We start from the raw sequence: 15,274 nt of genomic DNA on the forward strand, positions 1-15,274 counted from the left end.
GAGGGGTATATATGGCAGAAAATGAAGCAAAACGCGTGTCAATGATCGATGTTGCGCATGCTGCTGGCGTAAGTCATCAAACTGTTTCTCGCGTTATTAATAATTCTCCTGATGTTTCTGCTAACACGCGAATTAAAGTTCTGCGAGTTATTGAGCAACTTGGGTATTATCCAAGCAATTCAGCGCGCGCATTAGCGACTAAGAGGTCGCGTACTTTAGGGCTTATCGTTGGTGCAGAAAATAGAACATCTCGAAACATTATTGCTCCTATAGAAGCGCAAGCAAAATCTCGTGGTCTTTTTCTTTCTATTAGCATGGTCAACGAAACGTTATGTGAACAAAGTGATATTCAAGATTTATGCGAGAGTTTTGAAGAGCAAAATGTCGACGGATTAATAATTGACGCTCCAACAGACGCAATATTTACGTCACTGTGTCGTACGCGTATTCTTAAGCCGTGCGTATGTGTTACTGCTACTCATGGTGCGATAAGCGCGCATGAAGGCATGAATATGTTGCGTTCTCATAGCAACGTTGAGTATTCAATGATTGGGATTAATCAATCTCGCGCAATGAACGATATTGTGTCACTTATTGCGCATTATGGACATCGAAATGCCATTTATATAGCAGGTCCTTCACAATGGAGAGGTGCTGCAACGCGACTCATTGCATGGCGTTCACTTTCAACTGCTCAAGGTATTCATTCGCATATTGTGCAATGTACTTCGTGGAAGTCTTCTGAAAGTTACGCGCGAATGAATCATATGATTGAGAAATTTGGTATAGATGGCATTGCATTGCCGACTGTTATTGTTGCTTCAAGCGATGAGCAGGCAGTAGGAGTTGTGCGTTCCTTGTATGAGCACGGTTTGAAAATTCCGAGTGATATTAGTGTTGTTGGTTTCGGCGATATTCCGGCAATAAGTGATTTTTTCCCACCTCTTACAACTGTGAGTCTCGATATGCAGCAATTAGGGTCGTTGGCAGTGCGTGAAGCTTTGAGATTAATGAATCATGGGCCTGAACCAGCATTCCCAGATATGTCTCATGGAGTTGGACAAATACCTGCTAGCTTAAAATTGCGTTCTTCTATTGGTGCAGTATTGAGATAATTTTGCGATCGTCAAAAATTGTATTAAAAAATTATTGAGAATAGAATTAAAAATGGTATTTTTAATTATTTTTTTGATTATTTAAATATTGCGTGAAACAGTTGTGAAACAACTTTATTTTCTTAATGCTAATATCTGGCAAAATGGCTTAAAATCAGCATAATTACGCGGCTGTCGGCGTGTTGATGGTGTGTGTGAAGCGTAATCTTAACATCTGTTGGGAGTGTGTGGTTTTTGAATAAATATGGAATAAAGAAAAAGGATCAGGAGATGATAAATCGCTGCTTTGCGTTCGTGCCAGGAATTAAGCATCTAGTTGTTTTAAGGTCGGCGTGTCTTGCGATTTCTTATCTTGTAAACATAGCTTTTGTCTACGTTTGCGTTGGGATGTTGTCTCCAGTATTAAGACCTGTTCGTTCTACTGGAACTTCTTTAATGAGTTCTGTTGAATTTACGTCTTACATTATTGTTTTAGCTGCTATTATTTTGCTGAAATATGCAGTTTTTTACTGGTCGTGTACTGTTTGTGCAGAAATTGAGTCGCGAATAGCTATGCGTTTGCGCCCTAAAATGTTGCGCGCAATATTATCTCTACGCTCTGTGGATGTTGAAGATTCTCATGACATTACTTCTTTGCGCGTAAATGAAGATATTTTTGCAATACAAAGTTTTGTTGCTTCTTTAGTTCCACAAATTATTGCATCTATTCCTGTTCCTGTAGTCGTTTCTGCAGCACTATTTACAGTTAACCCTGCTATAGCTGGGATTTGCACATTAGCTGCATTGTTTAATGTTGCTTCTCTTATATTCTCGTTGGCACTAAGCCCAGTATCGTGGCGTTGTGTAAGTGCATTATTTGCCTATGTTATTGCTGGACTCGCAATTGTTGCAACTGTTTGGTTATCTTCCGTTAAAGGTGTAGGTCTTGCTGCAGCTCTGTTAACAATGCCTTTGTTAATGTTAAGCGTCCAGCCACTGAGAATTGTTGGTAAGAATATGCATGTAGTTAAACATGCTGTTCATGGTTTGAATCATGTTGAAGCATTGTTGCAAATGGTTACTGATTCTCCTGCTCCAATAGCATTTAGTGACGATGGTTCAACATTATCTTTGCCTGATGGCTCAACCAATATTGCTTTGCGTATGCGATGCAATATTTCGGAAAATAATGCGAATACTAATGAAGCTCAGCGTTTATCGATAATTGCAAAATCTGGTGAATTGCAAGTTATTCCAAGTAAATATCATCATGTTATGCGTGAGAAAATACTTTCTGGAACAGGTTTTAATAAATCTGCTGACATATTGCTTTCTTATAGCGACCGTTATGATATTCATGAAGACGACGTTTCTCCATTTGTAGTTTCTGAAGTATTTGACGCAAACGATAGTGCATCTTACTTGTCGTTGAACGATGCAAGTTCTGCAGCTTTAGCAGATATTGTTACTATAGTTAGCGAGCGAAGTCATCTATTTTCCACAACATTGCGAGAAAACTTACTTTTGGCTGCTCCAACAGCTACGACTACTGCGATGTGGGATGCATTGCGAGCTGTGCGAATAGATGGTGTTGTTTATGCCGATTACGACGGTCTAGATATGCCAATAGATAGACTTTTTAATAATCCTGAAGCATCCTATAATTCTGAAGATTTAAAGCGTCGCGTTATTCTTGCTAGAGCAATTTTAAGACACACTAAAGTGTACGTTTTTGATTATTCCCAATGTGATATTAGCAATCATGAGGCTGAAGAAATTGTTAAAATATTGCGTCGCATAGCGCGTTATGCAAATGTAATAGTATTAATGCCAAATGATGATGGCATTAGCTCAACGGACGAAATAGCAACTGTAGAATCGTATCGTCATGTTGCTAACGATAGTTCTAAAAATATTACGCAACTAAATCAATTAAACGAATCACGAAACTCGCAAAACTCGCATAATGTTGAGCAAGCTCAGCAAGATTCTAATAAAAACAAGCATATTTCTTCTATTGCAAGTATTGCTTACACTTATGAAGTGAGAACAATCTCAAAGTTCAAACGTGCTATTTTTGCTTTTATATCAATGTTTAGTACTGCTCTCAATCTTGTTTCTGCAGTATGTATTCCTGTTGCTATTGTTTCAGCAATGTTTGCTGTTGCAGGACGTCCAATATTTGGTTTTGTAATGCAACAGTGCGTGCTTGTTGCTGTTGCTTGTATGGCAGTTCGTGCATTAACTCTTGTTACAACATTTGCAGGTGTAGATATGCATCACGAACATTGGCATAAAGCTCATATCAGCATGAATGTTGGAATGATATTTGCAGTTGTACCTCTTATGGTTGTTTTGTACTATTTCGATGCGAATTTGTCTTATGTAGCTATTGTTTCGTGCGTGTTTATTATGTTTATTGTTCCTCGATACTTACTTATACGCTCCAAGCATATTGCAAATAAAGTGCGCATTGAACAGCATGAAGTTGAGAATGAAGTAAGTGATATTGAGCTTGGTATCGATGAAGTACTTGCATTTAGGCAAGGTGAGCATTGCGTTAATCGAATGGTTACTTCAATGCATAAAGTTTCTCAACAAAGAATGCGTCTGGCTCGTAAAAGTGGAGGCATGTCGGCACTTGTTCTTGCTATATCGTTAATTAGCATTTCTGTAGCCGCACTAGTAGTTTCTCACACCATTCATCCGGTGCCAGCTAATATTCCAGCATGGAGTACGGTTTATGCTGTTATGGCAATGGTTTTGCTGGTAATTATGATTCAGCAAGTTGTAGATGTTGTTTTACAAAGAATACCGTCTGTTATGAGAGTTAAGAGCAGTAGCTAACTTTAATTTAAAAAATATTGAATATGCATAAGTTGAGTTGGGGGACTGAGCATGCGTAATCGTTGTAACAAGAGGCAGTTTCTTGCGCTGTTCTGGATGCTGCTGTTTGCTGTTTTATGTGGGATTGTTATTGGCTTGTTGCTTCCTAAAATAAACAGTAGCGTTGGGAAAATTACAGGAGAATATGAAGCAAGCGGAGAAGCTGCGCAAGCATTGGAAAAATTGCGTATATCTAAGCCTTATCGTTACGGGTACGAGCGTCAAGTATTCGGATATCGTACTACCGACGATGACGGTAATGGATGTGACGTTAGGGAAGACGTTTTAGCGCGTGATTTACAAAATGTGAAATACAAGTACGCAGGATCCTGCCAAGTGCGTTTCGGCTTGTTGCATGATCCGTATACTGGCAAAGATATTCACTTCGTGCGTGGGCGAAAAACCAGTGCATTAGTTCAAATAGATCATGTTGTTGCATTACAAAATGCGTGGGAATCTGGAGCGTGGAAATGGAATCGTGCAAAACGATTAAAATTTGGCAACGATATGATGAACCTACTCGCGGTTGAAGGAGCTGCTAATCAAGAAAAAGGTTCCGCGTCCGCAGCTTACTGGCTTCCTTCAAACAAAACCTTCAGGTGCGAATATGTTGCTAGGCAAATAGCTGTTAAGTATAAATATGGTTTAACTGTAACTCGCGAAGAAAAGCAGAGTATGGAAAGCGTATTGCATAACTGTTCTGCACAAAAATTACCAAAGTAAGGATTTCTCAGTTTGGTATTCGTAAAGTGACTTAGTAAGCGTTTAATAAGCGTTTAGTAATGATTATGAGTGTGATCGTGCATTACGTCGTGATGCTCTGCTGAATGAGGAATATGCAACACGCGCATGCGATCAATAGCTCTACGCGCAAGATTGTGAGCAGAACCCGTGCCTTCGCCCTTGACTCCAAAAATAACGATAAGAGCCATAATTCCTGTAATAATAGCACTAATGCGCAAAGTCCATTGAACTCCGAAAATACTAGCAGCAACATCGGCAGCGTGACCTGTGCCAGAATGGTGAAGAGTTGTCAATACTGTCATTGTAACTACTAAAACAGGTGCTCCAATAGCTCCCCAAAGCTGACGCATAGTATTAGTTACAGCCGAACCATCGCCAAGTTCTTCCTTACGCAAACAATTAAGCGACCACGTAGTTATTGGCATAAGCAAGAATCCCATGCCAATTTGGCGAGTAAACTGCCAAATGGAAATCCACCAAATCCACGTATCCATGTCAATAAGACTCATCATTACAGTGCCAAAAAACAGAATAATAGAGCCTGCCATAGCAACTGGGCGCACTCCAAAGCGATCTAGCATACGACCGCCAAAATACTGCGAAATAGCCATGCCGAACGCTCCAGGAAGCAGAATTAAGCCGCTCATAGTTGCTGAAAAACCACGATCAGACTGAATATAAAGCGGAATAAGCACCATAATTGAGCTGAAAGCAAAAAATGTAAGGCAAGCGCAAATAGTACCTACCATAAAGTAGCGGTTTTTAAGCACATTAAGACCAAGAAGAGGAGTGTGACCGCGTTTTTGCGCTCGCAACTGCCTTGTAATAAACCAAGCAATTCCACAAGCGCCAATAATCATAGGAGCCCAAGATAATGGGTGTGAAATTCCGCATCCTTCAATATTAGTGAATCCAAACATGAGCCCGCCGAAGCCAATAACCGAAAGGCCAACCGAGAAGAAATCAGCATGCGCGTTAAGATCGTGTTCTCCAAAATTATGCAAGAAAAATACTGCCAAAACGACGGATATTGCTCCGATAATAGTAAGAGAGCAGAAAATAGAACGCCATCCATTAATATCAGTTTGCAAACCGCCAATAGTAGGACCGATTGCTGGAGCAATACTCATAGCCATGCCAACGCTTCCCATTGCCATACCTCTGCGAGTAACAGGGTAGACGGAGAATACGGTAATTTGTAAAACAGGCCACATTACGCCAGTGCCAATAGCTTCAAGAGTTCGACCAACAAGTGCCATCATAAAGTCGTTACTAAGCCATGCAAGTACGGATCCAAAAGTAAAAAGCGACATGGAAGTAATAACAATTTGGCGAGTAGAAAAGCGTCTTGTTAAAAATGCTGTAAGTGGAACCATAATTGCCATAATCAGCTGGAAAATAGAAGTAAGCCACTGACCAGTTGTGACGCTTATACCAAATTCTTGAACTATTGTTGGCAATGCTGCAGTAAGTTGTAATTGTGCGAAATTGCCGATAAATGTAATAAACGTAAGAATAGCGAGAGAAATTAAAGCAGGACGTGTAAGACGATTGTTATTGTATGCTTCTTCGCCTGTTAGTGCATGACTGAGATCTTGGCTTTTATTAGACAGCCATGTTGAGTGCGTCAAAATAAAACATCCTTTTTTGTTCTTAAACATAGTTTTTCTTAAGCGTATTTTTAAGCATAGGTGGCAAAAGTCAATCGACTTAAGTCTATTCTCTTATCTATTACAACAAAAATTGCAAAACTTAATTTACGCAAAACAAAAGTTATTTAAAAATTTATTTTGCGCAAAACAATGATATTTAGACTGATTCTAATCAGTAGCTGTGGTAGGAAAGCCAATGATTGTAAGCGCCTTGAATGGAGCCATAACGACCATTGCAATAATTCCAGAACCAGCGGAGCTGCGTTTGATAGTTAGTTGCCCAATCAGCGCCAGCAGAAGCCATTTTTCCGCCTGGCAAAGCTTGAGGTAAACCGTAGGCCCCAGAAGGATTCATTGCGTTTACGCGCCAACCGGACTCATGAGAAATAATAAATACTGTTGCAGTAAAATCAGCTTCACTATAACCGTTAGAGATAAGCCAGTCGTGAGCCCATTGTTGCATCTCGCCAGCAGGAACAGTCGTACCGATAGAAGCAGCTAAGCCAATTGCGGCAGAAGAGCCGCCAGTTCCAACAAGAATAACCTTATCTTTTGGAGCTTTTTTAACATAAGAAGCAAAAATATTAGAGGAAACTATTTTTCCCTTAGCTCGAGTAACTATTTTTGCTGTTTCCATTACGCCGTTAGCGCCTTCACTTTGCACCTTCTCAGTACCTTTTGGAAGTGCAGCAGTTTCCTTTTTAACGACGTTAAACGCGATTGGGTCGTCGGAATTCTCTAATTTTGCGCCTGCGCGATTAATCGTAATAACAGTTGATTCGCTAACTTTAGTTGTAAGAGATGGAGTAACAACATCGTGTGGCTCAAGAGTGATATCTCCAGCATCAAGAACGGATTTTACATCAGTGAAATCAGTGCCCAAAATAGTACGATGATGACCATTTATAACAACGTTAATATATGAAGTCGCACCATTATGCAACATACCACGGCTAGCACTACGAGAAACTTGCGAAGAATCGGTTGCCGAATAAGAAGTAACCTGAACAGCGTGACCTTTAGACGAAGCGTAAAAATCTCGCGAGGCAAAACCAAGTATCACCAAAGCAACGAAGCCCAAAATAACCGCGCTAACTCTAGCCCACTGTCGTAAACTGAGTGAACCAAGCGTAACAGTATGCTTACGGTGACTGGCCATAACCCTCCTTATTTCTGCAATTACTCTATTGATACTTGCAAACGCTCGCAACGTAGACTAATAAAACATGAGAAACATGCGTTAAAATGTATGTGCAAAACGTATATGCAAAACCTCACGTATTATATCTCATGGCATAGTCTATAAATCAGGATTCAGAATCATCAGATTCGTAAGATTTAGCTTGTTCAACCAAATCTTCCAAATCAGAAGCTAGTAATGCTCCAGCTTGTCTATAAATAACTTCGCCGCGCTTAATAACCATTACTGTTGGAACAGCTTGGATTTGAGCAGCTGCAGCAATCTCGTTGCTTTTGTCAATATCAACTTTTACGAAAGGAATTTCGGGATATTTTTCGCTGACCTTCTCAAAAATAGGACCAAAAGATCTGCATGGACCGCACCATGTTGCCCAAAAATCAACAACAACTATTTCATTTGTCGAAGCAATCTTCTCAAAATTTTCTGTAGTAGCATGTATTGCTGCCATATTACCCCCTCGATATTTTGCGTATTTGCTTTATTGTACGTGCCGCCTTGCATAAAGTTGCCGATAGTGCGCTTATCTGTCGTCTTGCGGCACTAGGCTAGGAGTCATGCTTGATATCCAATTTATTCGTGAACATGCCGACGTAGTTAAGGAATCGCAGCGCAAGCGCGGTGAATCCGTTGGGCTCGTCGATGAAGTATTGCGCAGCGATGATTTGCGCCGAACCGCTCTTAAGGCTTTTGAAGAAGCTCGCGCCGAGCAAAAAGCTATTGGTAAGAAGGTTGCAACAGCTAGCGCGGAGGAAAAGACTGCGCTTATTGCCGAAACTAAAGAATTAGCTTCGAAAGTTGCGGAATACAAAGCTGAATCCGAAAAAGCTACTGCCGACTACACTACGGCAATGTGGAAGCTTTCTAACATCGTTGAAGATGAAGCTCCAGAAGGCGGAGAAGACGACTATGTTGTAGTTAAGAAGGTTGGTACGCCTCGCGATTTTGCAGCTGAAGGTTTTGAGCCAAAGGATCATTTGACTCTTGGAACTGGCGTTGCTGGAATTGATATGCGTCGCGGCGTGAAGGTTGCAGGATCTCGCTTCTACTTCTTGCGCGGTGCTGTGGCTCGCTTGCAAATCGCAATGCTTACTATGGCTGTTGATCAAGCCGAAGAGCACGGTTTTACGCTTGCGATTACGCCAACGCTTGTTCGTCCAGAAGTAATGCGCGGAACTGGCTTCTTGAATTCTCACGCGGACGAGATTTACCGTTTGCGCGAACCAGATGATCAGTATTTGGTCGGTACTTCCGAGGTTGCTTTGGCTGGCATGCACGAGGATGAGATTCTTGACTTAAGCAATGGTGCTTTGCGTTATTGCGGTTGGTCGAGCTGCTACCGTCGTGAAGCTGGTGCTGCTGGAAAGGATACTTCTGGTATTATTCGTGTGCATCAGTTCGATAAGGTTGAGATGTTCGTTTATTGCAAGCAGGAAGATTCTCGCGCTGAGCATCAAAAGTTGCTCGGTATGGAGCAGGAAATGCTTGCTAAGGTGGAAGTGCCTTACCGCATTATTGATACTGCTGCAGGTGACCTTGGTTCTTCTGCCGCTCGTAAGTTTGATTGTGAAGCTTGGGTTCCAACGCAAGGACGTTACCGTGAGCTTACTTCTACTTCTAACTGCACTGAGTATCAGGCTCGCCGATTGAATGTGCGCGAACGTATGGAAGATGGCGGAACTCGCCCAGTTAGTACGCTTAACGGCACTTTGGCTACTACTCGCTGGCTTGTGGCTATTTTGGAAAATCATCAGCATGAAGATGGTTCGATTGATATTCCAAAGGCAATGCAGGCTTATATGGGTGGCAAGGAAGTCATTGAGCCAACTAAGTGGGAAGCGTGAGTTTACTCGTGCACAAACACGGCGTTTGTTTCAAAAAACCGTTTAATTAGCTACAAAGCCCGGGAAATTGCCTGGGCTTTATTTTTTAGTTGATAAGCTTTTTGAATCTGGGTGTTGTGTGTTGTGTTCTATACGTGATGATATGCTTACCACTTGTGCGTTGAAAGCGGCAATTTGATTGCTTTCGTGCGCAAATGGATGGGTGTCCGAGCGGTCTAAGGAGACGGTCTTGAAAACCGTTGTAGGGAAACCTACCGCGAGTTCGAATCTCGCCTCATCCGCGAATTAACTAAGCCTAAAGCATGTGAAATTGCTTTAGGCTTTTTTAATTCGCTGAGCTTGCTCAGGGTTGGAAGCACAGTGTGCTTCCAACGCAAGCGAGGTCTTTCTGTGTCAATAAAGACGCAGAAAGTGTGGGCTAGTGTGTTTAACGCAGTGTGTCAGGTTTGTGTTGCTGCATTTCGCGCTTGAAGCTTTTTTATTCTGCCGAGCTTTCACTGAAAGTGCGCTGCACTTTTAGTGAAAGCTCGGTCTGTCTTCGTCTCGATTGACGGGAAAGGGCGTGAAGGTGGCGGAAAGTTTGCAGTCGTGTAAAGGAAGGGTCGTTTGCGAGCGAGAATCCGATCGAAACGTGCGCTCGCTAGATTTTAGCGCGCGGAGTAGTGACGCTCTTGCGATGTGATGTCATCCAGGAAGAAGCTTGCACCTTCGCGGCAAGACGTGCTGCTTTCGAAATCTTCCGGAGCGTAAGGCGCAACGCTTTCAAACATCTCCTCGTAATCAGCAACGCTTAAATGCACGCGCGAATCAAGCATATCCGCATGCTCGCGCGCAAACAGCGCATCTCTAAATCCTGGCGCAATCGTGCCGCTGAAAAATTCACCAACAGCGCCGGAACCATAAGAAAATAGTCCAATCTTATCGCCGCTTTTAAGTGCAGTAAGATCACTATTTTCGCAAGTAAATTCGTCTAACTCAAGTAAAGACAGCAATCCCAAATACAGGGAACCCGTATAGATGTTGCCTACACGACGGCTGTACTTCGTGCTGGTTTCGTAGCGCGAAAGTAAGCGATTGCGCGACGACTCGCTTAGGTTGCTATTATCGCAAGAATCAGAGCAAGAATTTGCGCAAGAATCCATCGCAGCCTTAAGTGCTTTCAAACCCATTTTCGTATATGGCAAATGGAAGCACAATCCGGCGAAATCGTTGAAATTGCAATCGTTTTGCGCGCAATACTTTTGCCAAACTTCGCAGAAAAATTGTATGTATTGCTCGGTTGAAAACTTGCCGCGAGCAAGAGCGGTGTCTTGGTAAACAGGTCGCCAAAAGTCCTGAATATCCGCGGATTTTACAACGCTGTCGTCGTTAATTTTAAGCACGTGCGGATTCGCGCTCACAAGCATTGCCACAGCCCCAGCGCCTTGCGTAACTTCGCCAGGGGTAGCAAGCCCGTAGCGCGCAATATCGGCTGCAATAACAAGCACTTGCGGATTTTTTTCTGCGTGCGCGCGCACGTAATCGCATGCCATCATCAAAGCTGCCGTTCCGCCGTAGCAAGCCTCTTTTACTTCAATAGAGCGCACCCACGGCGTGAGTTTTAGCAGATTTTGAACGTATAGCGCGCTGGATTTACTTGCGTCGACTCCGCTTTCTGTGCCGACGATGAGCATTTTGAGGCGATTGCTATCGATGTATGGTAGTAGTGGGAATGCGGCTTGCGCGGCGAGAGTGACGATGTCTTGGTGATTTGGTGGCACGGATTGTTCGCTTTGACCGATTCCGATTGTGAATTTGTTAGGGTCGATTCCGCGGTGTTCCGCCAATTCTTCGAGGTTTAGGTAATAGTGCGGCGTTGCGAAGGAGATGCGGTCAATGCCGACGGTAAGGGGAGTGGTTGCGGAGGTTGTGGTTGTGTTGGCTGCTGCGGTTGCTGATATTTTGATATTTTGTGTGCTCATTTGTCCTAAACCCTTAAATTTTCTTAATTTTTACTTGATTCTCGTAACTTTTGAAGTAATTGCGTAACTTTTTCTGTAGTTCTTTCTGCAGGGCTAAGTTGCAAAATATTATGCGTGATTTCTGCGATTTCCGCACCTTTGGCACCTGCTGCAATTGCCAGGTTTGAAGACTGCAATGCCATGTGACCTGCTTGAATTCCAGGGCCTGCTAGTGCGCGAAGAGCCGCAAGATTTTGCACCAAACCGAGCGCGGCAAGCGTATTTCTAAAGTCGTTTGCGTTTTTGTATTTGCCGATTTTGATCGCGAGTTTTGCCATTGGAAGCGATGAGATTGAGCCGCCGACAATGCCGATCTGTAGCGGAATTTCAATCCTGCCGTGGAGTATGGTTTTTCCGTTTAAAGTTTCGGTGTTCCACTTTGACAGTGGTAGGTAGCGACCGGAGCGCGCCGCCCACGCGTGTGCTGCCGATTCTAGTGCTCGCGTATCATTCCCGGACGCGAGCGCGGCTCCTGCGATTCCGTTTAGGATTCCTTTGTTGTGCGTGGCGGCGCGTGCAGGGTCGCTGGCGGCAAGCGCGCTCAATGCCGCGATTCGGCGCGCAAGGCACTTTCCCTCGCGCTCTCGTTCAGAGTCTTCCAGCCGCCTGGATGCTAGTGCTTCAACCGGTATATGCACTTCTGCTGTGCTGGCAACGCGGCTGGTGTTCGTGAGTATTGCAACTAGCGCCTGCACGCCGAGCCAGCTTTCCAGCTGGGCTTTGACGGCTTCGCCCATAGTGTTCACTGTGTTTGCGCCCATTGCGTCGCATGTGTCTACGTCAATCTCGAGCTTTGCGAAGCCGTGCAAAGCTGAAGCGCGGCATTTTCGCGCGCCGCCACCCCTTTTACTTATTGATGGGTGTGACGCGTTTGCAATGCGCAACAGTTCTGCAACCTTTTCTTTATCTTCAACGATTCTGCTCAAGCGCGCCGCCACGCTTCCGTCTGCGTCCTCAAAAGCTATTTGTGCTGTAGTCACGTATTGTGGGGAGCGCGCAATAATTCCGTATCCAACGTCAGTCGCTGCAGCAATTCGCGCCCCATTGCACGCAGCTGCAATCACGGATGGCTCCTCAGTTGCAACCAGCACGTCACACACTTCGCCGTTCACAATCAGCCCACGCACAACGCCAACCGGCAGCGTATACTTTCCAATTTGATGCTCAATCATATGATTTGCAACGTCTGCAGAAATTGTAGTATCGGAACTTTCCGCAAACTGTTTAAGCAAAAATGCTGCCTCGGTATCGTTAATTGCGCCCTCATTTTGCAAGGTTTTTATGCGATTTTCCACGCTTAATTCACGAAAAGCAGCCATCGAAATAACCTCATGATTTGTAGACTACGAATGCTTCTGATCGCTTTGCATTCTGACTTTATTGTTTTACATTCTGACTTGATTGTTTCGCATTCTAATTTGCATAGAAACGCCGATTCCGCCGCCGACGCACAGCGCAGCAACTCCATTTAACTTATTGCTATCTCGCAAAGCGTATATAAGCGTCGTCAAAATCCTCGCTCCGCTAGCGCCAAGCGGATGTCCGAGTGCAATTGCTCCACCGCGTACGTTTAGTTTTGACTCGTCAATATGAAGTTGCTCCGCAACGGCAATGCTTTGCGCTGCAAACGCTTCGTTTATTTCGAATAAATCAATGTTGTCAACGTTGCTACCGGTCGCATTTAGCATGCGTTCCATCACATGTTTTGGAGCGTATCCCATTAAATCTGGGTCGATTCCGCCTTCTGCGAATCCCACAATTTGCGCAAGATATTCAATTCCGTACGCTTGCGCGTAATCTTTGCTCATAAGCACTAGAGCTGCAGCTCCGTCGTTAATTCCGCTTGCGTTTCCTGCAGTTACAGTCGATTCGTGCTTGCAAACTTCGTTCTCGCCAACTTCGCAAGTTGCGTCCGCAGTTTCTTCCGACGCTTTAAAAAGCGTGCGCAATTTCGACAACTGCTCTAAAGACGTATCTTCGCGAGGATGCTCGTCGCGAGTTATAACAGTTCCGTTTGCAAGCGTTACTGGCACAATTTCAGAAGCAAAATCGCCTCTTTTAATAGCGGCAACAGCTTTTTGGTGAGATTTAAGTGCAAAAATATCTTGTGCTTCGCGAGTGATACCAAATTTTGCTGCAACATTTTCTGCAGTAACGCCCATTGCGTCGCCAGTAAAAGCATCGTTTAAACCGTCTCGTTGCAAACCGTCAATAAGCGCAAAATTCCCGTATTTGTGTCCGCTAAATCGCGAATTAGTTGCGTAAAACGGTACGTTGCTCATGCTTTCAGTGCCGCCTGCAACAACAACTTGCGCATCTCCCATAACGATTGCGGATTGTGCTAAGCGCACTGCTTTTAAGCCGGATCCGCATACTTCGTTAATTGTCATTGCGCAGCTAGAAGTATCTAATCCTGCTTTTAACGCAATTTGGCGAGCAACGTTTTGTCCGCTGCCTGCTTGTAATACGTTTCCAAAAATAGCTTGATCCACGTCGTGTGAGCTAATTCCAGCGCGTTCTATTGCTGCTTTTGCTGCGATTGTTCCTAAATCAACTGAGGAAAGCGAAGATAAGCTGCCGCCGAATTTGCCAATAGGCGTACGTACAGCGCTTGCAATCACCACTTCAGTCATATGTTTAGCCACCTAATCAATTGTTTGTTGCAATACGTGTTGAAGTATACCAACCGGACTACTTTATCGTATTTTTCGACAAAATTACCATTTGCGAAAAATTTTTCTCGTTTCCTTCACAATTAGACTTACTTCAGTGAGTTTATGTTTTTGTGAAAAGTGATTACTTGTTGATTAGCGAACGCTATCATTAATGCTGCTGCACACACCACACCGGGCATACATATCACACACCAAACCGCAGCTTAATTTCGTGACTTTAGTTGCACGAATACCAGTGTGGTAGAGATTTGAGATTTTTCGCACTGAGCGAAGGACGCTCGCGCAGCGCTTTGACCGAGCTTGAAATCATTGGGATTTCAAGCTCCTTCAAAGCGTGATTTGGCTCAATTGTGAAGCACGGTGTGCTTCACATGCCAAATCAGCCGAACGGCTACCAATAGCCGTGAGGAATAAGCTCGCTACGAAACTCGCGTTGGAAGTCCACTGGACTTCCAACTTTAGCGAGTTTCCGCTCCGAGTTACTTTCGCGCGCTACGCTCTAAGCGCGAAAGCAGGTCGGAGCGCTACTTACGGAACGAAATCGAGCCGTCAACAGGATCCATCGCATCAACAATTGCCAGCGAATCCAAGTCATATCCGGCTTCACGAAGCGCATCTCCACCACCTTGGAAGCCCTTTTCGATAGCGATTCCAATGCCTGCAACGCTAGCTCCAGCATGATTGCAAATGTCGATTAATCCTTGCAAAGCTTTGCCGTTCGCCAAAAAATCATCCAAAATAAGCACGCGATCTTCCGCACTTAAATACTTACGTGACACAATCACCGGAAACTCGCGCTGCTTTGTAAAAGAAAATACCGTAGATACGTATTGGTCGCCATCGAGATTAATCGACTGAGCTTTCTTTGCAAAAACCACAGGAACTCCACCAAAATGGCGTGCTGCAACACATGCGATTCCAATACCAGAAGCCTCAATCGTAAGAATCTTAGTAATATTTGCGTCGCGGAAATGCTCAGCCCAAGCGGCTCCCATATGATCAAATAAATTCACATCGCACTGGTGGTTCAAAAAAGCGTCTACTTTTAATACATTGCCTGGTTTTACGATACCATCTTGGAGAATGCGTTCTTCCAGTTCTTGCACGATGCGCCCCTTCTTACGAACAATTACATTGCAGTACGCTCAAGCATACCCAAGTTCGTGACACAATACGAGTAA

The 15,274-nt window shown here is 43.9% G+C and carries 11 protein-coding genes and 1 tRNA gene; 5 read left to right on the plus strand and 7 right to left on the minus strand.

Annotated features, from left to right (window positions below; translation table 11 throughout):
• The first annotated feature begins 11 nt into the window (after nt 1-11).
• The 3 genes from HXT57_RS01580 (at nt 12) to HXT57_RS01590 (ending at nt 4,703) form a co-directional block, all read left to right on the plus strand.
• A complete protein-coding gene (locus HXT57_RS01580) occupies nt 12-1,115 on the plus strand; it encodes a LacI family DNA-binding transcriptional regulator (protein ID WP_012913876.1) in 1,104 nt (367 codons plus the stop codon).
• Nucleotides 1,116-1,385: 270 nt separating this feature from the next.
• The gene (locus tag HXT57_RS01585) at nt 1,386-3,941 is read left to right on the plus strand and encodes an ABC transporter (protein WP_415697940.1); all 2,556 of its coding nucleotides are present in this window, start codon (nt 1,386-1,388) and stop codon (nt 3,939-3,941) included.
• A 51-nt stretch (nt 3,942-3,992) separates the two neighbouring features.
• The gene (locus HXT57_RS01590; RefSeq protein ID WP_033888582.1) at nt 3,993-4,703 is read left to right on the plus strand and encodes an HNH endonuclease family protein; all 711 of its coding nucleotides are present in this window, start codon (nt 3,993-3,995) and stop codon (nt 4,701-4,703) included.
• A gap of 53 nt (nt 4,704-4,756) precedes the next feature.
• Here HXT57_RS01590 and HXT57_RS01595 read toward each other — a convergent pair whose 3' ends face one another.
• The 3 genes from HXT57_RS01595 to trxA form a co-directional block, all read right to left on the minus strand.
• Nucleotides 4,757-6,385 (minus strand): MDR family MFS transporter, encoded by a 1,629-nt coding sequence (locus tag HXT57_RS01595; protein ID WP_102703376.1) that lies wholly within the window; start codon nt 6,383-6,385, stop codon nt 4,757-4,759.
• A gap of 163 nt (nt 6,386-6,548) precedes the next feature.
• The gene (locus HXT57_RS01600; RefSeq protein ID WP_102155412.1) at nt 6,549-7,535 is read right to left on the minus strand and encodes a G5 domain-containing protein; all 987 of its coding nucleotides are present in this window, start codon (nt 7,533-7,535) and stop codon (nt 6,549-6,551) included.
• A gap of 148 nt (nt 7,536-7,683) precedes the next feature.
• Complete coding sequence (trxA, locus tag HXT57_RS01605; protein WP_012913881.1) at nt 7,684-8,025, minus strand: thioredoxin; 342 nt, start codon at nt 8,023-8,025, stop codon at nt 7,684-7,686.
• 106 nt (nt 8,026-8,131) lie between these two features.
• Here trxA and serS point away from each other — a divergent pair, with 106 nt between their 5' ends.
• Nucleotides 8,132-9,418 (plus strand): serine--tRNA ligase, encoded by a 1,287-nt coding sequence (gene serS, locus HXT57_RS01610; protein WP_119522418.1) that lies wholly within the window; start codon nt 8,132-8,134, stop codon nt 9,416-9,418.
• A gap of 196 nt (nt 9,419-9,614) precedes the next feature.
• A tRNA-Ser gene (locus HXT57_RS01615) sits at nt 9,615-9,699 on the plus strand.
• A 366-nt stretch (nt 9,700-10,065) separates the two neighbouring features.
• Here HXT57_RS01615 and HXT57_RS01620 read toward each other — a convergent pair.
• From HXT57_RS01620 to HXT57_RS01635, 4 genes are all read right to left on the minus strand, one after another.
• Entirely contained in the window at nt 10,066-11,379 is a 1,314-nt protein-coding gene (locus tag HXT57_RS01620; protein ID WP_415697942.1) for a hydroxymethylglutaryl-CoA synthase, read from the minus strand.
• A 23-nt stretch (nt 11,380-11,402) separates the two neighbouring features.
• Entirely contained in the window at nt 11,403-12,737 is a 1,335-nt protein-coding gene (locus HXT57_RS01625) for a hydroxymethylglutaryl-CoA reductase, degradative (protein ID WP_102703378.1), read from the minus strand.
• A gap of 66 nt (nt 12,738-12,803) precedes the next feature.
• The gene (locus HXT57_RS01630) at nt 12,804-14,051 is read right to left on the minus strand and encodes an acetyl-CoA C-acyltransferase (RefSeq protein ID WP_064621546.1); all 1,248 of its coding nucleotides are present in this window, start codon (nt 14,049-14,051) and stop codon (nt 12,804-12,806) included.
• A gap of 566 nt (nt 14,052-14,617) precedes the next feature.
• Nucleotides 14,618-15,199 carry a xanthine phosphoribosyltransferase gene (locus HXT57_RS01635; RefSeq protein ID WP_004110321.1) on the minus strand — a complete coding sequence of 194 codons (582 nt, stop codon included), beginning with the start codon at nt 15,197-15,199 and terminating at the stop codon, nt 14,618-14,620.
• Nucleotides 15,200-15,274: the final 75 nt, after the last annotated feature.

The sequence above is a fragment of the Gardnerella sp. KA00771 genome (genome assembly GCF_049244045.1).
In the GTDB taxonomy this organism is placed as follows: Bacteria; Actinomycetota; Actinomycetes; order Actinomycetales; family Bifidobacteriaceae; genus Bifidobacterium; species Bifidobacterium swidsinskii.